Below are 20,730 nucleotides of genomic sequence, written 5' to 3'. Positions count from 1 at the left end.
CCAGAGGATATTCAAAAAATCATCTTTTGATCACGAAGTATTTTCATGATGTGAATTCGACATCGAATCTTGCGTTCACCCTCGAAGTCCGGTACTCATTTAGGTTTTTCCTAAACTCCGTTCCTCCTTCTTCAGATTCTCGCAACCTTCTCGGTGCTGAAAAGCTGACTTTTTGAACTCGCACTAATGGATAATTCTATATCACAACATATACACCTTCGTCCGAGAACGATCATAACTTCGCCAAAAATGGTCAAATCACCGTCAGCAATCGCCTTTTCGAAACATCTACCAAACTCATACACTAACATACAAGCATCAAACGTCTATGTATCCGATAGAACAGGAGGAGAGAAGCTCATGGGGGAAGCCTATGTGGGCATATTACTCAATGCCAGTGCGTATCGCGGCATACCGTTAGGCAGGACGCAGAACGAATCATTATCCGCCTACGAAGAGGCCGGTCAAGAATTCGGAATCATCCCGTGTTATTTTCGCCTCTCGGACATTCAGCCGGGGGAACCGTTCACAACCGCTTATGTCAAATCGAAGTATGGGTATATTCGAAAAAGTGTTCCCACGCCCCGTGTCGTGCACAATCGAGCGATCTATCTCAAATCCGATTGTAATCACCAGATTCGATCACTCGTCGAGAGCGGGATTTATCTCTTTAACGAAGAAAATCGTTATGGGAAGCTATACGTTCATGAATTGCTCCAGCATGATCTGATGCTCAAGACACATTTGCCGGAGACCCTTCCGTTCAGCAAAGTGAACCTAGCGCACATGATGGAAAGACACGCCGGACTGATCTTGAAACCCAATAACAGCAGTCTAGGGCGCGGGGTCATGAAGCTCCGGTGCATCCATGGCACTTGGCATGTAACCTACCCGATCACAGGCAGAAGGACCGTCTGGAGAACGGTCAAATGTCATATGGGTGAGCTGCCTGGCGTCATCCAGCGCAAAATTGGAAGAGAACAATATCTCATTCAACAATATATTCCGCTCGCGAAATACCAAGGTCGTCCCTTCGACCTAAGAGTATCCGTGCAGCGAAGCGTGAACGGCGAATGGCAGATCACCGGCATGATCGCACGTATCGCCGCCCACCATCGGTATGTCACCAATCTCGCTAGAGGCGGCACCAGCTTACCTGCGGATAAAGTAATCGCAAGGGCTCTACCAGCCCTTTCCAAAGCGTACCTCATGAGTCACATTAGCTTCCTCTCTATGTATATTGTCAAACGCCTGGAGATGACACTCCCCCATCTCGCTGACGTAGGGCTCGATATGGGCCTAACCCAAGAAGGCGCTCCCATGTTCATCGAATGCAATGGCCGGGATCAGCGCTACAGCTTCCGCGAAGCGGGACTGACGCAGGTCTGGAAGTCAACCTTCCGCAACCCAATCGCGTATGCGAGTCATGTATTGAAGCAATCTCATTAAGATGAAGAGTCCCGCAGGCCTGGTGAAGACTTGCGGGGCTTTTGGTGTTAACTATCTGTCTATTGAAATTACCGTAAAATATATCCTCAACCGGGAACAACGTTTGAGCCCGGAATCCTATCCGATCCTCGCATACGATTCTACCTATCATGGATTCCATGCAACATAAGGGCACGGTTTGCACCCCATTTACTTCCTATCATGGATTCTAGCAGGATAGAGGCCTCCATTTAACTGTTTTTAGCCCAATCACACCAAAGTTAATGCAAAAATACAGGATAGTCCTTAATCGGATACGAATGAATGGAAAGTTACTGCAAATATCCAGTGTAGGCAGCAGAGAGTGACGCTGCGGCATCATCACGCGGCTTTAATTAATTCTTTTCAAAGCTAATTAATAGATCCCCTTTTGTCGTCGCCCATCCTTCATCACCAATCTTTATTTTCTCGAACAAAGTAGGATCCATGACAGTAACCTTAACGCTTTGAGCGTTATCCTTTAACAGCATAACCGTTCGCGATTGTACTGTATTCGCCGCTCCCATAACCGTAAATTCTTCCTCTTCTTTATTCAGTACCTTTGCAATAAAAATATCATTTGGTCTTCTTAAATAGACAAGATATAACCCAACAAGAAGAACTCCAAAAGCTAATAACCCTAGGATTTCGCTCACCAATGACACACCCTCAACGTTATTCATTTATCGTAAATCATAATCTACAGCACATGACTTGAAAATCGTTAATTTCCTCTACCGCATGGCGACAGTCTGTCTCGGCTTATCTCCCACGAACACTCGCCCCGCGATCTTCCGTATTGATTTACACTGCGTTATATGGCAATATAACGGATGAGAAGGAAGGGTGAAAGAAACATGGCCAAATCATTGCTGCGGTTAATGACCGAGCTCTCCTCACGGAAGTGGATCTCACAGTTGACGGGGAAGTTCGCCCATTCCAGCGCAAGCCGGCATCTCATTCCGAGATTTGCGAAAATTTACGGAATATCAATTGAAGATGCGGAGAAAGAATTACATGAATACCGTACGTTGAATCAATTTTTTACAAGACGGCTCAAGCCGGGACTTCGTCCAATCGATCCGAATCCGGATACCCTCGTCAGCCCTGTCGATGCACTGATCACAGGCATCGGTCCGATTGAAAATGGACTGCTGCTGAACGTGAAGGGGCAAGATTACACGATCGAGGAGCTGCTCAATCAATCCCCTTATACGCAAAAGTATAAGCATGGAACTTATTTCGTCCTCTATTTAAGCCCAACTGACTATCACCGCATTCATACACCTATCGCAGGGAACTTGGTTGAATCCGAGCATGTACCGGGGAAAGTCTATCCGGTCAACGATTTTGGACTCCATCACATGAAGCGGGTGCTTAGCCGGAATGAAAGGCTAATTACATACATACGTCATCACTTTGGTGAAGTGGTTGTTGTGAAGGTCGGCGCGATGAATGTCAGCAGCATTCAATACGTGAACCCGCTGCCTAAATCGTTGGAGAAAGGGCAGGATCTCGCCTATTTTGAATTTGGATCCACCGTCGTCCTGCTCACAGAGAACGGCACCTTCACCCCGCGAAGCGATCTAGCGCTCGGCTCCACAGTCAAGATGGGCGAAGCACTCGGCACAATCCATCCGAAAGCCTAATCTGGACGTGAGTGTGCGATTTGCCCTTTTCAAAATATTGGCAACTATGTTAGAATAACGTTATGTGAAAGGGCAGCACTGCCCGAAGCTATACCAATTATTGCATAATCATGCAAAAAACGCCCTACATCCTTGGCGGGATGGAGAGCGTTCATAAAGGCCGTAAGTGTTGGCGCACCTGCGGCCTTGACAATAGATCGCCTTCACAGGCGGCCGGCTGCATAGCATCGTATCCGAAGACCTCCCTTATCCGCGAAGATAAATCAAGGGAGGTCTACTTCTTTTTCATGTACGAAAGTAAAGTAATGAGAAATAGCCCAAATGAGAGCATTAATGTTAATGCATCCTTTACTTCCATAGTAACACCCCCTCCGTCCTCCGACTTGTTAGGAATGCAACCGATCACCTTAGTCTATTGTGTTATGATTATAACATATTTTTCCAAAATAGGAACATGCATTGTGTGAAATCCTTCTTTATTCCTAAAATTTCTAACGAATCTCCGAAGGACTTTTTCCAGTATACTGCTTAAATTGTCGACTAAAGAAGAAAATGTCCCGATAACCGAGCGCATCCGCGACTTCAGTCACATTCATCCCTGCATGGTGCAGCAAATGCTCCGCCCGTTCGATCCGCGTCCGAATAATGTAAGACTGGACGGAAGCGCCAATCAGCTCCTTGAATTTAATGGAAAAGTATCGCGGCGACAGCTGCGCCCGCTTCGCTAAATCTTCCACGCGATGCTGCACGCTCGGATGCTGACGAATATAGTTCGCGATCTCATGGATCACTTCGGTGATCTGGTTGCTCACTTTCTTCTCCACCGGTACCTCCTGCTCTTCCCGAAGCAAATGAATCATCATCTGCTTGAGCATCAGCTTCGCCTCAACATCGGCAGCGAACGTCTGCACGAGGAACAAGCGAACATAACGAGATAATAAATATTCAAAATCAAGTGTATCCTGGATCACTCGATAACGAGCGGGAATAAGATTTAAGGCTTCTTCAATATCAAAGTGAATGTACGTAAGGACAAGCGGTTTCTGTGGATTATGCGTCGCACTCGTGTGATCCCCAGGACGAAATAAGAAGCAGCTACCCTTGCCCACTTGGTACGGCTCATCGTTCAGAATCAATTCGCCTTCGCCGCTCCATACATAGAACAGATCGAAGTTCTCCAGCGGCTTTTCCCGCTTGGCCCACTTCCAGTTCGGTTCACATACGATTTTGGCAAAAGCTGGTTTTAATACAAATGATGAAGGTGATACATCAATCATCGGATTCCCTCCTACTGATCTACGAAAGCTTTCTTACGACAAGTGAAGTTCAAAAAGTCGGCTTTTCAGCACCGAGAAGGTTGCGAGAAACCGAAGAAAGAGGAACGCAGTTTAGGCAAAACCTAAATGAGTACCGGACTTCGAGGTTGAACGCAAGATTCGATGTCGAATTCGCTACTTGAAATGCATCGTGATCAAAAGTTGACTTTTTGAACATCCTCTACAAATCTTCATTGCTCTGTTTCTTTGTGTGTGTGTGTCTATCTTCCCATGCTGTCTTCATCCGCAGAATGCCCTGAAGAAGCTCTTCCTCTTGTAAATGCGCAAATCCAAAACAAGCAGCATTCCGCGTACTTGGCAAATAGAGATACCTCCCGCCGTCTGTCCAGCCAACACCATGCGCTGCTGCGGAGCATCGGAAGGCCTCATAATCCTTCGCCGTTCCTTTCCACGACGCATAGACATGCATCCCGGCATCACAAGGTAATACATTAAACAAATGACCGACATGTTCCTGCATCATTCGATAAAAAAATGCATATTTCCTGCTATATATTCGACGCATGCGACGCAAATGGCGTTCATAATGCCCATTCTGAATAAAGGCTGCTAGCGCGCGCTGCTCGATCATCGAAATAGGACTTGGCTCGTAGATTTCCTTCGCACGCCGCATCGGTTCAACGAGGCACATCGGCAATACCGCATACCCGATCCGAAGCCCTGTGTACATCGTCTTCGAGAAGGTTCCCACATAGACAACACGGCCTTCAAGATCCAACGACTTGAGGGGCTCAATTGGCCTGCCGCCATACCTGATCTCACTATCATAATCGTCCTCGATAATGACGCCATTCCGCCTTGCTGCCCATGCGAGCAGCTGCTGTCGGCGTTCTAGACTGAGCACAGCACCCGTTGGGAACTGTCTGCTCGGCGTGACGAAGACTAGCTTCTCCTCCCAGTCTTGCACCAAAATCCCTTGTTCATCCACCGCATTCGGTTTCACGATGCCTCCAGCCGCTTCGATCGCCCGCTTCATCCCCATGTAACCCGGATTTTCGACGATCACGCGGTCCCCCGGATCGATGAGCAGCTGCGTAAGCAATGCGATCGCATGCATCGAACCGTTGAAAATGACGACTTGCTTCGCATCGGCTTGAATCCCGCGCATCCGACGTAGATGGAGCGCGATCGCCTCGCGTAACGGGACATGACCTAACGTATCCGGATGTTCCGTATCCATTCGGGCGGACTCAAGCTGCCGAATTTCTTGATAGAGCACATGGTTCCAGGCGTCTGTGGGAAAAGCATCTACCACCATCTTGCCCATCTCTAGGCTAATGTACGGCTGCTTCAGTGACTCCGGCCAATTTTCACGTGGCAACGGCATCCCCTGTGTGGCCCGTCTCCCCCATGCGGAGAGCGCAATGTGCTGACTGCTCTCCGGATCTGTTCCCTGCGGCTCCTGCAGCTCATAGGTTACATAAGTCCCACTGCCAATCGCAGCAGTTACATATCCCTCAGCCAACAGCATGTCATAGACTTGATTAACCGAACCCCGAGACAGCTGATACAGGTCCGACATTTCCCGCGTCGAAGGCAGCTTCGCGCCATGCGGGATTGTACCTGCAAGAATCGCTGCGCGAAGGGCATGAAATAGGGCCAAATATTTATATCGATACTCCTGCAAATAGGATGCAAATGGCACACCAAAATCCATTTCCGTACCCCCTCGCACTATTCCATCCATCTCACGACAAAATGGTCTATTAAAAATACTCTAAATTGGTTCTTTTTTATTGTCAACTTCCCCGTTATTGTTAGTTGAAAAAGATGAACCAGGGGGAAGAACCATGCGTAGAAAAGAATTTTCGATCCAAGAAGAACAAGAAATTGAATCCTTTTTAGCAGAGATGACCTTCGGATTTCTAGGCACGATTAGTGAGGATGGTTGGCCGCATATAACACCGCTGAATTATGTGTACTTCGAAGGCGATATTTATTTTCATGGCAGTAAAATCGGGGATAAGATGCGGCAGATGAAAAAGGATGCGCGCGTCACCTTCTCGGTAGCCAAAGAGTATGCGATTATCCCGTCCTATTTCACCGAGCCGACTTATGCTTGTCCAGCAACGGCCTTTTTCAAATCGGTTCTGCTTAAAGGTACAGCTTCGATTATGGAAGATCTAGAAGAGAAAGCCCGCGTCTTCACGGCCTTCATGCAGAAATTACAGCCTGAGGGCGGTTACACCCCATTCGATATGTCGGATCCGAAGTATGCTAAACAGGTGGCTGGCGTAGCTATGGTCCGCCTCTCCGTCGAATCGATTACGGCCAAGTTCAAATTCGGACAAAATGCTTCCGAAGCGAAATTCGATCAGATCACAACCGGTCTCGCGGAACGCCAATTGGATCTCGATGAAGAGACCATCGCATTGATGAAAAAATATTGCCCACACCACCAGTGAAAATTCCTATCCTGCAAGTGACGGTTGCCTTCCAAAATGCTATAATATGGGGAATGTGTTTAGGCACGAATAATCATGAAACCTCTGAAACTGATTCTGGAAGGATGACAAAACAAATGAATCCATTAGCCCAGCAATTGAACAACACTCTGCAAGAAGAAACTCCACATGTATACGCGATGTTATCAACTTTAGGGAAGCAGATCTACTTTCCAAAGGAAGGCATTCTGAGCCAATCGGCAGAAGCTGGTAGTAAAGCGAAAAAATATAATGCAACGATCGGAATTGCAACCGAAGGCAAAGGACCAATGCACCTGAGCATCATTCAGGACACATTGTCCGCATATCAACCGAAGGATCTCTATCCTTACGCACCTCCGCAAGGCAAACCTGAGCTGCGTACTGCTTGGCGGAACAAAATGCTTCAAGAAAACCCATCGCTCGAAGGCAAATCCTTCGGTAACCCGATGGTAACAAATGCATTGACACACGGCCTAAGTATCGTAGCAGACTTGTTCGCTGATGCAGGCGATGTGGTAATCTACCCGGATAAAAACTGGGAGAACTACGAGCTGACTTTCGGTATTCGCCGCGGTGCAGAAATCGTGAATTTCCCCCTCTATACAGCAGATTATAAATTCAACAGCGAAGGACTTCGGGAATCGATTCTTGCGCAACAGGACAAAGGCAAAGCCATCGTTGTATTGAACTTCCCGAACAACCCAACGGGCTACACGCCAAACATCGAAGACGGTGACGCGATTATCGCAGCGCTTCAAGCGGGTGCGGAAGCGGGCATTAAGCTTGTTGTCGTAACGGACGATGCATACTTCGGACTCTTCTTCGAAGATTCCTTGCAAGAATCGCTATTCGGTAAATTGGCGGGGTTACACCCGAACATCCTGCCGATCAAAGTCGACGGCGCAACCAAAGAAGAATATGTATGGGGCTTCCGCGTTGGATTCATCACATTCGCATCGGAATCGGCTGCCGCACTTACGGCATTGGAGCAAAAAGCACTTGGTATCATTCGTGCGACGATCTCCAGCTGTTCGCATCCTTCACAGACTTTCGTGCTTCATGCGCTGAATTCGCCAGAGTTCGAAAGCCAGAAGCTTGAGAAATTCAACATCATGAAAGGCCGTGCGAATAAGGTCAAATCGATCCTCGACAGCGGCAAATACGGGGATGTATGGGAATATTATCCGTTCAACTCCGGTTACTTCATGTGCTTGAAGCTGAATACCGTGGATGCCGATCAACTGCGTGTACACTTGCTTGATCAATATCAGATCGGAACGATCGCCCTTGGCGAGACAGATCTTCGTGTAGCGTTCTCCTGTATTGAAGAAGAGTATCTGCAAGATCTATTCGATACGATTTACCAGGGCGTATTGGATTTGCAAGGCTAATATAGCTTAATATGTAGGGTTCGTTGGCGGCTTGTGTGGCGGCTAACGAACCCTACATTGCTTATTGGCGCAAAATACCGTGTTTTGAAATTCTAACGAACTCCAGCGGCGCTATTGTCTTCAATTTCGCCCAATTTCACCTGAATTTGATCAAATAGAGATAACTGAGTTCGTTAGCGTGGAAACATGGCCAATATCTTGAGAATAAGCGCTCTACGGTTCGTTAGAACGCAAGGGACATTGTGCGAGAGTTACTGCTACTGCGAGAAAGTTGATTTCGGTAGCCGCATCTGCAGGCACTCCGCAGCCACGACGACGAGAAAAAAAGAAGCTGCACAGGGGGATACCCCCGGGTAGCTTCTTTTGGCATGTTCCATGATTCACGACTCACTGAAGCTCAGCTTCGACGGTGTCTATCAGTCGGATGAAATGATCGAGTGCAGCGGAACGCCACTTCTTCGGGTGCATCACCCATTGCAGGTAGATGCGTAGGTCGGGGTGGTGGAACGGGATGACCGCAAGACTCCCACGTTGAATTTCTCCCTCCGCAACAACGCGCGGCAAGAGCGCAATCCCAAGACCCTTCATCACGCAATGCTTGACCGCCTCCAAATTGCCCAGCTCGAAGACAGTACGATACCTAATCTTCGTATCTTTCAGTAGCAATTCGAACATACTGCGGTACAGGCAGCTTCCTTCCGTCATAATGAATTCACAATCTTCGAGATCCGCAATCTCGACCTGCGCCCGTGTCGAGAGTGCATGTCCAGGCTCAGCAATAAGTACAAGCGGCTCTTCACGCACAACCTGACATTGCAGAGCAGGATCTGCCGGAATCCGGTCGAGCAACAAGCCAATATCGTAATCCCCTTCTTTCACCTTCGCGAGCAAAACATCTTCACGGTCCGGGAATAAATGAACGGATAGTCCTGGGATTTCCACACGCAGCTGCTGCAAATACGTCGGCATTACATAAGCAGCGAGCGAATCGATCGTTCCGATCGTCAGCGTGCCGCCCATTTGCTGCGAGATTTTCTCCATCGACTCCGCATACAAATCCAGCATCGGCAGGACGAACTTCAAGAGTTCTTCCCCTGGCGGCGTCAATCGCATCTGTCTGCCAGCCCTCTCGAATAACGTAACCCCGTACGCCTGCTCTAGCTTCTGAATTTGTGCCGTAATGCTAGATTGCGCGTAACCCAGTGCTTCAGCAGCACGCGTAAAGCTGCCTCGTCTTGCTACCTCGCGGAATGTCTGAAATGTCGTCATATCCATGGCCTGTCCACCTTCTATCTTAATCATCAATATTTTCGATACCTATGATCACTTATTATAGATAACTCCGATGGAATATTCCATGATAAGGTGGAAGAAACGAATCATCGCATCATCCACTTGAAGGAGGACTCTATTTATGCTTAATGAACACCAACTACACGGCGTCTATGTTCCTGTCGTTACCCCGTTTGACGCGCATGAAGAACTAGATCTCGAATCACTGCATCACCTTGTCTCTTCCATAGCGAAGAGCGGCGTGCATGGCATCGTGCTGAACGGTACGACAGGCGAATCGCCATCGACCTCGAAAGAAGAAATCGAACGCATGATGGCAACCGCACAAAGCGCATTAGCTGACTCCCGCATTCCTATTGTCCTTGGGGCAGGCACCAATGATACCCGTTCGACGGTATCCCGCATCGAACAGGCTGGTAAGCTTGGCGCAGAGGCCGTACTAGTCGTCGTCCCTTACTACAATCGTCCCTCGCAGCAAGGGGTCGTTGAGCATTTCCGCAGAGCGGCGCAGGTAGGCGTACCTGTCATTCTCTATGAAATTCCACACCGTACCGGGCTTAAGCTCGAACATGATACGGTTCGCCGAATCCTCGATATCGATGGCGTGATCGGGATGAAAGACAGCACGCCGAACACCGATCTTGTGACAGCACTTGCGCGAGGCTCCGAGACGAAGCCGATCCTATGCGGCGAAGATACGTTGCTCTACGCTTCCTTATCCGCTGGAGCGAAAGGCATGATGTCCGCATCTGCCAATGTGCATACCGATCGATTCGTCACGTTCTATAATACATTCGTAGCAGGCCAGCATGCCGACGCTGAAGCGCAATTCGACGCACTGTTGCCGTTGGTACGTCTCCTTTTTGCCGAGCCAAATCCCGCACCACTCAAATGGCTGCTTCACGAGCAAGGCATCATCAAGCATGAAAGCTTACGACTGCCGATGCTTCCGATCAGTCCTGAGCTGCGTGAACGGCTCGCGACTTATGTTCAGCAGTTACAAACCTAGACTATGGCGATTTCGGATAGCGTACGACAGGCCACTTTTCCTTGCGGAGCGCGTTCAGTAGTTCGTCTCCCACATCCAAATTATCTCGCACGAGATCACGCGGGGTGAGCGCCATCCATTGATTCAAGGAAATATCGGCGAACCGGTCGCTCTTGAACATTTCGAGGAACCACAGCGTATCTGTCCCAGTATTCTGAATATAATGCCCGTACGCAAACGGCACGTACCCGACATCGCCTGCCCGGTAATCGAAGGTGCGTGCCGCTCCATTTCCACCGAATACGGTCATTCGTCCCTGCCCCGTCAAATAATACTGCCACTCATCATTATTCGGGTGCCAATGCAGCTCACGCATGCCGCCAGGCAGAATCTCCACCAATGCAGCTGCGACCGTCTTCGAGATTGGAAAGTTCGTAGAATCCACAATACGTACACTTCCCCCAGGGGTGATGATCGGTTTCTGTGCCAGCAATTGATGCTTGAAGCTAAGTGGTATTGTTCCATAAGGGGACTGAACTTCCTGGCTATCGATCGAACCTGGCACTTGATCTTGAAAAATATAGACTTGCCCTTTAGGAATATCCTCAAATGCCTTCTCAGGCACACCAAAATTCGCTGCGAGCACATCACGCGGCGTATGTGCGAACCAATCGGATATCGATAATGTATTCAGATCAGAGAAGTGCCCGTCATCAAAGACCAATAGAAATTCGCAACCATCCTCAAGCCCTTGAATCGAATGTGGAAGCCCCGGTGGAAAATACCATAGATCTCCATGACCAACATCCGCAATAAAATTTCGTCCCTCGGCATCCACCGATGTAATCCGCGCTTTGCCCATAATCATGAAGGCCCATTCCGCTTGCTGATGCCAATGGAGTTCCCTTACGCCGCCAGGCGTTAACCGCATATTCACACCCGCGAGCGTCGTTGCGATGGGCAGCTCTCTTACCGTAATTTCCCGCGACCATCCGCCTTGATTGAGCTGCATATGCGTATCCGAGAAAGAGAATCTCATATTCGGAATGAGACCGTTGTCCGTTATTGGCGGGACGAGCATATTCGGATTCTCGCAATCCCGCATCACATCGCGAGGTCCAAGATCGGTAGCGCCCGCACCGTCTTCACGCCGTATTGGCTGGGGAATATCTCCGCTCCTAGCTCCATTTCCCGTTGAAGTTCTCTGACGGTGTTCCATCAGTCACACTCCTCTCGCATTTGACTTTTCACAAGCGACATCATACATCACCAAGTAACCTATGCCCAATCCGCCTCGTCCTATGACTTGAATCTACTAGCAAACTCTGATAACATACTGAACAAGCGTTCAGTATGTTTAATTTTGGGATAATGATCCGTCCTACAAGTGAGGGGATTCTGATGAATAAGAAGCAAATCCAGAGTGAGCAGACCAAGAAGCGGATAGCTGATGCATCTAGGGCTCTTTTCACACTGAAGGGGTACAAAGCCACATCGATTGAAGATATTGTCGAAGCGACAGGAAGCAGCAAAGGGAATATTTATTATCATTTCAAAAGTAAAGAAGGCTTGTTCCTCCACTTGATCGATGAATGGGATCAGGAATGGGAAGTGAAGTGGAAGCAGAAGGAATCACAGTACAAGACGACGACCGAGAAGCTATTCCAGATTGCCGAAGATCTGGTGCTCGATGATCTGAATCACCCGCTGACGAAGGCTGCCGATGAATTCTTCTACACCGAGGAAATTACGCCCGAAGCGGAAGAGAGAATTGCAGAGATGGTTGCGCGCCACTTGTTGTTCTATCAAGATTTACTACAGGATGGCATCCAGCAAGGCGAATTCAAGTCGTTGAACGTGGAATATATGGCCATCATTTTGGAAAGTCTAACCTACGGGCTGAATCAAATGTCCCGGAAATCGACGCTTGAGGAGAAGCTTGGGCTCTATCGAATGGCGATCCAAGTCGTCCTGCACGGCATTGCAACCGAATCTTAGCGATGCTCAACATAAATCGGCCCTCTCTAGTAAACGAAAGGGTCGAATATTTTCATAAAATATAGACCGAACATTCAGTATTATTCTATTTTTTCAACAGTTAAGGAGATTATTATGTCATTATTACTACGTAATCGAGGGGCCTTGCTGCTCCTCATGTTAAATCTATTTCTAGTCTTCACCGGAATTGGCCTCGTCATTCCGATTATGCCAACGTATATGAACGAGCTTCATATTTCCGGAAGTGTCGTTGGTCTGCTCGTCGCAGCATTTTCGGTTACCCAGCTCATCTGCTCTCCGATAGCAGGGCGTCTATCCGATACATTGGGTCGTAAAAAGACGATCATCGCCGGTCTGATTGTTTTCGCGATCTCCGAATATTTATTCGGTGCTGCGAATGCACCTACACTCTTATTCCTCTCCCGAATGCTCGGAGGGGTGGGCGCAGCGCTCATTATGCCTTCCGTCATGGCTTACACCGCTGATGTGACGTCGGTTGAAGAGCGTGCCAAAGGGATGGGACTCATCAATGCAGCAATCACAACCGGCTTCATTATCGGTCCAGGAATTGGAGGATATATCGCAGATTTCGGGATTCGCGTTCCCTTCTACTCGGCCGCAGTCGCCGGTGTCATCGCAGCTGTCCTTACCTTCTTGATCCTTCCGGAATCTCGGTCTGTGGAGAAGCGTACCGCAGCCAATAACGAGAAACGCAAGAAACAACCTCTGATCAAGCAGGTTCTGCAATCCTATCGCGAGCCGTACTTCATCAGTCTGATCATTGTATTCGTGTGTTCATTCGGCCTCGCCAATTATGAGACGATCTTCGGCCTGTTCGTGGATCACAAGTTCGGATTCACCGCGAAAGATATTGCCTTCATTATTACATTCGGTTCCATCGCAGGCGCTGTGGTCCAGGTCACGATCTTTGGATGGCTGCTTAACCGATTCGGCGAGAAAAAAGTGATTAGTACGTGTTTGCTCATCGCAAGCATATTCGTTCTCCTAACACTCGCTGTACACACGTATTGGCTGATTATTGTCGTCACATTCATCCTGTTCTTGTCGATTGATATCTTGCGACCGGCGATCGGTACGCAAATGTCCAAGGTAGCCGAAGACCAACAGGGGTATATTGCCGGGTTGAACTCCGCATTCACGAGTCTCGGAAATATCGCTGGTCCTGCCGTAGCAGGCGTCCTGTTCGACATGAACTTGAATTTCCCGTACATCTCAGCGGCGCTCATCCTATTCCTTGGGTTCATTTTGGCCCTCAGATCAAGACTTAGCGCTCCAGATCCGGTTCAGATGAAAGTGAAAAATAACGAATCATAATTTAGTAAAATGACGAAGAGCGCTCCGATGGGGCGCTCTTTTGGCTGCGTTAGAAATATGTTCTCTGACTCGCTTGATCTTTTTTGAGAATAAATTGATCGAACAGCCGCCCCTCATCATCGATCGCTCGAAGCTCTAATCTCGATGGTGTGACAACTACCTGCACGAAATGCGGCACCGCTACCGATTGGGACGTATGCCATTCCCGCTTCGGGAGCAGCCAAGATGGCATTGCTCCTGCACCGCCCGCCACGATATAGGTAATGCCTCGCGCCTCATCGATCTGTCCTTGGTATAGGGGATGACTCCGTTCGTAGACAATCGTATGGGAAGTGATTACGAGATCTACCTCATTTGCCTCGAAAAGAGGACTTAGCTGCCGCAGATCCTCAACTTGATAACCGCCAGACACATACGGTGGATAGTGAAAGAAGACAATCTTCCACTTCGCCGTCGAAGAAGCCAGATCTTGAACCAGAAAATCAAACTGTGCATTGCCCGGTGCAATGCCTCCATTTGCGTACGGGTAGGTATCATCGGGAATAAAGTCGGTGCTGTCCAGACAGGTAAAATGAACATCGCCATAATCGAACGAATAGTAGTTCCGAGGGGCTGGAAAATCGAGAAGCTTATCGTACCACTCACCGTTGCACTCATGATTGCCAAGGCAGCTATAAAAGGGAGTATTCGTAAGGAAGTCTCGGCCCGGGCCAAAAAAATACGTTTCCCAATCTTCATATTCCCGCCCATCATTTACGATATCCCCGATAAACAAAGCCAGATCAGGACGATAGCGCTGCATTTGTTGGAAGATGCGTCGGTTAATCGATCCTCCGGTCGTATCGAATCCGCTATATCCTCCCGTCTCGCTGGTGACCGCGAAGGAGAATGCTCCTCCGGGTGGAACGGCTGTCTTCAATGGAAAGGTGTCTGACATCACTTCGCTATCTGTATCTCTGGATGAAATGCGGTAGAAATACAGCTGTTCCGGTGCCAACCCCTCCACAGTGACGCGATGAATCGTCGTAAAATCTTCATGCTGAATCGTGCTCAATACTTGATCTGGCTTGCGGTAATTGCCCTGATGCCCGCTATGGATGCGTTCAGCTAGCAATACATCAACGCACGACGAAGCAGGCATGGAAGTCTCCCACATGATCGTCATGCCGTCTACTTTGGGAGATTGCAAGTATGGTCCTTTAATGATCTCTAGTATAGTGGACACCTCTCAACCGCGGATTTATGTAAAATTTGCTAAACCCTATCGTATTCGTTACGATGAATCTAATAAATTGCATCTATGAAACAGCAACCCATTTACTGAGGAGGAATTCTATAATGAGTAACGTATCCATCATTCGTGACCACTTGTTACATGAATTAGAACATGGCGTGATCAGCACACAACGATTGGTTAGTCTCATTACACCCGAACAGTGGGATTATCGTCCACAGGAGAACATGCGCTCCTTACGCGAGTTGACACACCATCTCGTCATGATCCCTGCAACCGACCTCGCTATTATCCAGGAACAGGATGGCTCCGAATTCGCGCACATCGAAGGCAGTATTCAGGACGTAACGGATCCACAGCAGTTATGTGATAGCATGCAACAGAGCTACGAATCACTGAAGGACTATATGGTTTCCCTGAATAAAGAAGATTTTCTGAATAAATCTACCAAGGCCTTCTATGCGGAAGAAGGTTCCGTCCAAGTCAAATGGCTTATTGAAGTCGTTACCCACGTGTTCCATCACCGCGCCCAGTTGTTCAATTATTTGAAAGTGTTGGGTCATGACATTAATATGTTCATTTTGTATTAGAAGACTACCGGCTGATTGAAGATTGGTGGAGAAGATCCGCCATCGAGGTGTGATCTTCTCCTCAGCTTATCGATAATGCTTGTCTAACCAGACCGACCGTTTCTACCTCTAATGCCCTAGCCTGCTCCAGAAGCGGTATCATTTGCTGTACCTGCGTCTTCGATACGGGCTTGCCAAGATGTTGATTCCCATTCCAGTCCTGCATGAGCACCTCTTCCGACATCACCCGATAGATCTCCCATATTTCTTCGAATTTCGCTGCAATATCAGCTAACCCGGATATTCCCGTCCACGTCTCCGATAACTTGCGAACATACTCCGCAGCACACATTTTCGATTCCGCATAGACCGATACCAAATATCGCAGTCCGAAATCCTGATAGGATGCCTCTCTTAGCGATTGAATCCAGTTATCATATGCCTTGAATCCACATTGGAAATCCGGTGCAATATGCTCCTCTTTCTCCATTTCGTTCACATAATAATGTAACGAGTCTCGATACACTTGCTCGCAGTCATAAGGCACACGCTCAACTGGAATTTGATAATGAAGAAACGGAGCGGGTGAGAACTTCTTCGCAATATTCGCATACATCATCGGATCACTGCCAAGTGTCCGGTTGAATTTATCCACACCATCTACGAGGAATACGCCATCTTCATCATCGTACCCGTAGATCACCCCGAACTCTCCCGTATCGATAGCCCAAGCTATAACACCGATTCCGCGATCGATCGAAGCTTTAATATGTTCAACAGCGCGTATACGGGCTGCTTCATAGGTTCGTGCTCCCGGCTCATAATGATAGACCTCCGACAACACGCCAATCCGATCCAACGCATTACGATGGCGCCCTACCCAATCGTAGACGGTAACCGATGCCACATCGCAGTGCTTATGTACGATCAATTGAAAAGCCATTCCTGTCATCCCCGCCATCTCGCTAAAAGAGAGATCCGTCATTTGCGCTGCAGATAATACACCATGTACTGCACCGAGATAGGTCGTCCAACATGGACTTAATCTTGCTGTCGTTGTTCCAGCTTGAAAAGATGCTTGAGTCATCAAAAAAACCTCCATCTTCGCTGTTAGCGTTATGATTCGTAAATTCGTGTTCTTGAATTTTTGAACTACCTCAAATATATCATAGGGGTGTGCCATATATTGTCATGTGGTATTGTTAAATGGAGGTGATTTTAAATGGAGCTTAAACACGAACATTCATCCGCTATCCAGAATAATAGAAAAAAAGCGGGTAGCTACATACATTCCCCTGTCGAGCAGCAGAGGCTGTATAAAAGAACACTGCTCATTGTCGTTATTTCTCAGATTTTTGGCGGTGCAGGTCTCGCTGCGGGGGTAACGGTTGGGGCGCTATTAGCCCAAGAGATGCTCGGGACAGATAGCTATGCCGGAATTCCTGCTGCCCTGCTCACATTAGGTTCTGCCTTATCCGCTTTTCTCATCGGTCGATTCTCCCAGCGTTCGGGGCGGCGGCTCGGGCTCGGCCTAGGATTTCTAGTGGGTGGAATAGGCGCGATTGGCGTTGTCATGGCTGCAATCATGAGTAATATCATCTTATTGTTCGCCTCGCTGTGTGTATACGGAGCGGGAACCGCAACCAATCTCCAAGCTCGTTATGCAGGGACGGATCTAGCGGGGCCTACCCAACGAGCAACAGCCATTAGTATCGCCATGGTCTCGACAACCTTTGGCGCCGTAGCAGGTCCGAATTTAGTCGAGCCGATGGGTCGGTTCGCCCTCTCTGTGGGAGTTCCTGCATTAGCAGGCCCATTTATGCTAGGGGCCGCAGCATTTATCCTTGCCGGACTCGTATTACTGGCATTTCTCAGACCAGATCCACTGTTGATCGCAAAGAGCTGGGATGGACAGCAACCGAAGAAATCTGCTGAGGCGAATCCATCTACAGATCAATCTTCTATCGTCAACAATCGTGGGGTCATTGTGGGAACAACCGTTATGGTCTTAACCCAACTTGTAATGGTTGCCATCATGACGATGACGCCAATTCATATGAAGCACCATGGACACGGACTGAGTGAAGTGGGACTCGTTATTGGAATCCACGTCGGTGCCATGTATTTTCCTTCTCTTGTTACAGGTATCCTCGTAGATAAATTGGGACGGACTTTCATGGCTTACACATCTGGAGTCATACTGCTCGCTGCAGGGTTACTCGCTGCTATCGCGCCAGGGGATTCCCTCGTTCTCTTGATTACGGCCCTTGCACTATTGGGGCTAGGGTGGAATTTAGGATTTATTAGCGGTACGGCGCTGATCGTAGATGCGACCACAGCATCGACACGTGCCAAAACGCAAGGAACGCTGGATGTACTTACGGCATTAGCGGGAGCAGCGGGCGGAGCCCTCTCCGGTATGGTCGTGGCGTCAAGCAGTTATGCCGTATTATCTTACGCAGGAGGGTTTCTCTCCCTGTTACTGATCCCGGTTGTGATCTGGACGCGGCGGAAATCTGCGGCGCCGAAATCATCCGCGATGTAACTGGTGCATCCGATCGAGATATTGCATGAGTTTATGCCGTAACCATTTGGGATGCGTAATGACGAATGTCAATCCCGAGGCTAATAGCGCAGGGATAAATTCATAGGAATCATAGAATTCAAATATTATGACCTGTTCTTCATTCCGACCTCGGTAATATGGCTGTAACGAGGTCGGAATGCTGTTCAGTGATTTATCCCGAGATTCTAGTCTTGCCACAGCTTGAAATGGTATGATGCCATCTCGTTGAATCTGATGAATCTTCATCGATAGGTTTAGCGGTCTGCCCGAGAGACGTGATAATAGCGCTGCTAGTTCCGTGAACGTTCCCGTTGTGCGACGATTATGCTGAGCTAGAACCTCGTAATGGGCTGCTAAAGAAGATAGCATTTCTTGTTCGCTCTCAGTAATTTGTGGGCCTGGAATTACAAATGATTCATCCTCATAATAATATCCTCTACGACGAGAACAATAGGCAATTGGCGCTCCGAGTGAATCTCGCATATACTCGAGATCCCGCATCGCTTGTCTTCTTGAAATTTCGAATTGTTCCCTGATCGCGTCAACATTCGGATAATTTCCCCTTCGAATGCATGTATCAATCCACTGTATGCGGTGAAGTGATGCCAAGTAATCACCCCCAACTTTTTACGAGATCTAATGTTTGAACCCCTCGCATCGGACTTATACTAACGTCGTCCCTCGCGGTACAAAATGGCTCGAATCGCAAACTGCGGCAAAATCAACTGTCTACGCCAACGATGAGGCTGTTGAATGAGTCGATACAACCACTCCACATTCCAACGCTTCCATACTTCAGGAGTCTGCTTCACTTTTCCAGCAATGACATCAAGGCTTCCGCCAACCCCAATTGCGACTTTCGCATTCAACTTGGTTCTATGTTGATGAATCCACCGTTCCGCGTAAGGCGCTCCCAGCGCAACGATCAGAAAATCCGGCTTGGCCGCGCTTATCTCTTCAATGATTCTTCCCTCTTCTTCTGGCTTAAAGAATCCGTGTTGATTCCCACAAATCTCAAGATTCGGGTAGGTAGCTCGAATAACCTCACATGCTTTGGGATTGGTTACAGGATCTGCCCCGAGCAAATAAAAGGACCAGTTCTTCTCATTCCCTACTTCAAGCAGCTTCAGCAGCATATCGTATCCCGTAACACGCTCTGGAAGATGGCTGCCTTTAATACGGGAGACCATGACAATGCCGATCCCATCCGCGGTGATCATGCCCGCTTCCTCGACAATGGAACGCAGTTCGGTATTTTTCTGACAAGCCATTGTGATCTCTGGATTTACCGTCACCACATGGAACAACTCAGGTTGTGGCTCTTCGACAACTTGGCGGAGAATATTAACGGATTCGTCTAGTGTTCGTTTAGGGAACTGAATTCCCATGATCTGTGCTGTATCTTTCATGGAGAAACCCTACTTTCATGGTTGTTTGTCTTACCAGTTATTTCAGGCGGGACGCGCTTGAACGGGCCGATTAACTGCTTTTTTGCAGTTATTTCAGGCGGGACGCGATTGAACAGGCCGATTAACTGCTTTTTTGCAGTTATTTCAGGCGGGACGCGCTTGAACGGGCCGATTAACTGCTTTTTTGCAGTTATTTCAGGCGATAAGCGCTTGAACGGGCCGGTTAACTGCTTTTTTGCAGTTATTTCGGACAGGACGCGCTAGAACTGGCCGGTTAACTGCTTTTTTGCAGTTATTTCAGACGGGACGCGCTTGAACGGGCCGATTAACTGCTTTTTTGCAGTTATTTCAGGCGGGACGCGCTTGAACGGGCCGGTTAACTGCTTTTTTGCAGTTATTTCCTGGTCTATCCATATTTCAACACTGATTGGATTAGTATTATAGGTCCCGTACTATGGAACTCGAATGCATTTTAAACTTCGGTGAATCATTCCTATATTGCGATGCAATTGAGGGAAAAAGTTCCTAAACCAAAAAAGAAACCCTATTCTCAGGGTTTCTCAACAGCTGGCAGCCTTTGAAGACTGCATTTTCTTATAATAAAAAACCAGTGTTGCAAATTCATTTAGTCCCTTCGTAGCACCAGTTGTGCAGTACCCCATTTTCTCATAGAGATAACAATTCCTAGTCTCTTCTAAGATCGTGGCTAATTCCCATGTCTCAGCCATTGGGTACATGCTCTCAACTGTATTGATGGTTTGTTGTGCGATGCCTAGTCCTTGATAGGCAGAAATGACGAATATCGGGCTAATCCAATAATGTGATTCTGTCTCATCCCATCGAACACCAATAGCACCAACAGATACTTCGTTATAACGAATCATATAGTAGGCACGTCTCGGATTCATAATACGAGTGACGACCTTTTCTATGGATTCATTCGCAGGATTCGTATCGTAGTCCTTGTACTTTTCCAGTAAAGGCAGAAATGCTTCGCGTTGAAGGTTGAATATAACTTCCGCTTCCGATACCTTCGCTCGACTTAACTTCAGTTCCAACCCATCACCT

The 20,730-nt window shown here is 48.1% G+C and carries 20 protein-coding genes; 9 read left to right on the top strand and 11 right to left on the bottom strand.

What is annotated here, in order from left to right; translation table 11 throughout:
* The first annotated feature begins 360 nt into the window (after positions 1–360).
* Positions 361–1,449 carry a YheC/YheD family endospore coat-associated protein gene (locus tag C558_RS0126280; protein ID WP_018759284.1) on the top strand — a complete coding sequence of 363 codons (1,089 nt, stop codon included), beginning with the start codon at positions 361–363 and terminating at the stop codon, positions 1,447–1,449.
* Positions 1,450–1,823: 374 nt separating this feature from the next.
* Here C558_RS0126280 and C558_RS0126275 read toward each other — a convergent pair whose 3' ends face one another.
* On the bottom strand, positions 1,824–2,150 hold the full coding sequence (locus tag C558_RS0126275) for a hypothetical protein (protein WP_156826273.1): 327 nt from the start codon (positions 2,148–2,150) through the stop codon (positions 1,824–1,826).
* A gap of 174 nt (positions 2,151–2,324) precedes the next feature.
* Between C558_RS0126275 and asd the strand changes: the two genes are divergently transcribed.
* On the top strand, positions 2,325–3,116 hold the full coding sequence (gene asd, locus C558_RS0126270) for an archaetidylserine decarboxylase (RefSeq protein WP_018759282.1): 792 nt from the start codon (positions 2,325–2,327) through the stop codon (positions 3,114–3,116).
* A gap of 274 nt (positions 3,117–3,390) precedes the next feature.
* Here the strand turns inward: asd and C558_RS34835 are convergent, their stop codons facing one another.
* The 3 genes from C558_RS34835 to pdxR form a co-directional block, all read right to left on the bottom strand.
* The gene (locus tag C558_RS34835; protein WP_018759281.1) at positions 3,391–3,474 is read right to left on the bottom strand and encodes a putative holin-like toxin; all 84 of its coding nucleotides are present in this window, start codon (positions 3,472–3,474) and stop codon (positions 3,391–3,393) included.
* Between the two features lie 133 nt (positions 3,475–3,607).
* The gene (locus C558_RS0126260; protein ID WP_018759280.1) at positions 3,608–4,393 is read right to left on the bottom strand and encodes a helix-turn-helix domain-containing protein; all 786 of its coding nucleotides are present in this window, start codon (positions 4,391–4,393) and stop codon (positions 3,608–3,610) included.
* A 220-nt stretch (positions 4,394–4,613) separates the two neighbouring features.
* Positions 4,614–6,110: a MocR-like pyridoxine biosynthesis transcription factor PdxR gene (gene pdxR / locus C558_RS0126255; protein ID WP_018759279.1), complete on the bottom strand. Its 1,497-nt coding sequence runs from the start codon at positions 6,108–6,110 to the stop codon at positions 4,614–4,616.
* Between the two features lie 133 nt (positions 6,111–6,243).
* Here pdxR and C558_RS0126250 point away from each other — a divergent pair, with 133 nt between their 5' ends.
* Together C558_RS0126250 and C558_RS0126245 are read left to right on the top strand one after the other, a co-directional pair.
* Complete coding sequence (locus C558_RS0126250) at positions 6,244–6,858, top strand: pyridoxamine 5'-phosphate oxidase family protein (RefSeq protein WP_018759278.1); 615 nt, start codon at positions 6,244–6,246, stop codon at positions 6,856–6,858.
* Between the two features lie 116 nt (positions 6,859–6,974).
* Positions 6,975–8,270, top strand: coding sequence for an aminotransferase class I/II-fold pyridoxal phosphate-dependent enzyme (locus tag C558_RS0126245; RefSeq protein WP_018759277.1), 1,296 nt, complete (start codon positions 6,975–6,977; stop codon positions 8,268–8,270).
* Between the two features lie 387 nt (positions 8,271–8,657).
* On the opposite strand, the gene C558_RS0126240 is transcribed toward C558_RS0126245, so the two are convergent.
* On the bottom strand, positions 8,658–9,545 hold the full coding sequence (locus tag C558_RS0126240) for a LysR family transcriptional regulator (protein WP_018759276.1): 888 nt from the start codon (positions 9,543–9,545) through the stop codon (positions 8,658–8,660).
* 139 nt (positions 9,546–9,684) lie between these two features.
* Here C558_RS0126240 and dapA point away from each other — a divergent pair, with 139 nt between their 5' ends.
* Positions 9,685–10,572 carry a 4-hydroxy-tetrahydrodipicolinate synthase gene (gene dapA / locus C558_RS0126235; RefSeq protein ID WP_018759275.1) on the top strand — a complete coding sequence of 296 codons (888 nt, stop codon included), beginning with the start codon at positions 9,685–9,687 and terminating at the stop codon, positions 10,570–10,572.
* 1 nt (position 10,573) lies between these two features.
* On the opposite strand, the gene C558_RS0126230 is transcribed toward dapA, so the two are convergent.
* Positions 10,574–11,770 carry an oxalate decarboxylase family bicupin gene (locus C558_RS0126230; RefSeq protein WP_018759274.1) on the bottom strand — a complete coding sequence of 399 codons (1,197 nt, stop codon included), beginning with the start codon at positions 11,768–11,770 and terminating at the stop codon, positions 10,574–10,576.
* Between the two features lie 182 nt (positions 11,771–11,952).
* Between C558_RS0126230 and C558_RS0126225 the strand changes: the two genes are divergently transcribed.
* Together C558_RS0126225 and C558_RS0126220 are read left to right on the top strand one after the other, a co-directional pair.
* Complete coding sequence (locus C558_RS0126225; RefSeq protein ID WP_018759273.1) at positions 11,953–12,549, top strand: TetR/AcrR family transcriptional regulator; 597 nt, start codon at positions 11,953–11,955, stop codon at positions 12,547–12,549.
* Between the two features lie 114 nt (positions 12,550–12,663).
* Positions 12,664–13,884, top strand: a complete 1,221-nt coding sequence (locus C558_RS0126220) for an MFS transporter (protein WP_018759272.1) — start codon at positions 12,664–12,666, stop codon at positions 13,882–13,884.
* A 49-nt stretch (positions 13,885–13,933) separates the two neighbouring features.
* Here the strand turns inward: C558_RS0126220 and C558_RS0126215 are convergent, their stop codons facing one another.
* Positions 13,934–15,109, bottom strand: a complete 1,176-nt coding sequence (locus C558_RS0126215; protein WP_245583880.1) for a purple acid phosphatase family protein — start codon at positions 15,107–15,109, stop codon at positions 13,934–13,936.
* A 113-nt stretch (positions 15,110–15,222) separates the two neighbouring features.
* On the opposite strand from C558_RS0126215, the gene C558_RS0126210 reads away from it, so the two are divergent.
* Entirely contained in the window at positions 15,223–15,708 is a 486-nt protein-coding gene (locus C558_RS0126210) for a DinB family protein (RefSeq protein WP_018759270.1), read from the top strand.
* A gap of 61 nt (positions 15,709–15,769) precedes the next feature.
* Here C558_RS0126210 and C558_RS0126205 read toward each other — a convergent pair whose 3' ends face one another.
* The gene (locus C558_RS0126205) at positions 15,770–16,774 is read right to left on the bottom strand and encodes a hypothetical protein (protein WP_018759269.1); all 1,005 of its coding nucleotides are present in this window, start codon (positions 16,772–16,774) and stop codon (positions 15,770–15,772) included.
* Between the two features lie 135 nt (positions 16,775–16,909).
* On the opposite strand from C558_RS0126205, the gene C558_RS0126200 reads away from it, so the two are divergent.
* Positions 16,910–18,232 (top strand): MFS transporter, encoded by a 1,323-nt coding sequence (locus C558_RS0126200; RefSeq protein ID WP_018759268.1) that lies wholly within the window; start codon positions 16,910–16,912, stop codon positions 18,230–18,232.
* Here C558_RS0126200 and C558_RS32880 read toward each other — a convergent pair.
* From C558_RS32880 to C558_RS0126185, 3 genes are all read right to left on the bottom strand, one after another.
* The gene (locus tag C558_RS32880; protein WP_018759267.1) at positions 18,218–18,862 is read right to left on the bottom strand and encodes a hypothetical protein; all 645 of its coding nucleotides are present in this window, start codon (positions 18,860–18,862) and stop codon (positions 18,218–18,220) included. The two genes, C558_RS0126200 and C558_RS32880, sit on opposite strands and share 15 nt — an antisense overlap.
* Before the next feature lie 59 nt (positions 18,863–18,921).
* On the bottom strand, positions 18,922–19,662 hold the full coding sequence (locus tag C558_RS0126190; RefSeq protein WP_018759266.1) for a WecB/TagA/CpsF family glycosyltransferase: 741 nt from the start codon (positions 19,660–19,662) through the stop codon (positions 18,922–18,924).
* Between the two features lie 560 nt (positions 19,663–20,222).
* A complete protein-coding gene (locus tag C558_RS0126185) occupies positions 20,223–20,720 on the bottom strand; it encodes a GNAT family N-acetyltransferase (RefSeq protein ID WP_018759265.1) in 498 nt (165 codons plus the stop codon).
* Positions 20,721–20,730: the final 10 nt, after the last annotated feature.

The organism is Paenibacillus terrigena DSM 21567 (genome assembly GCF_000374845.1).
Lineage (GTDB): Bacteria > Bacillota > Bacilli > Paenibacillales > Paenibacillaceae > Paenibacillus_K > Paenibacillus_K terrigena.
The sequence above is the reverse complement of the archived record's forward strand: the minus strand, read 5'-3'. Positions and strand labels throughout refer to the sequence as shown.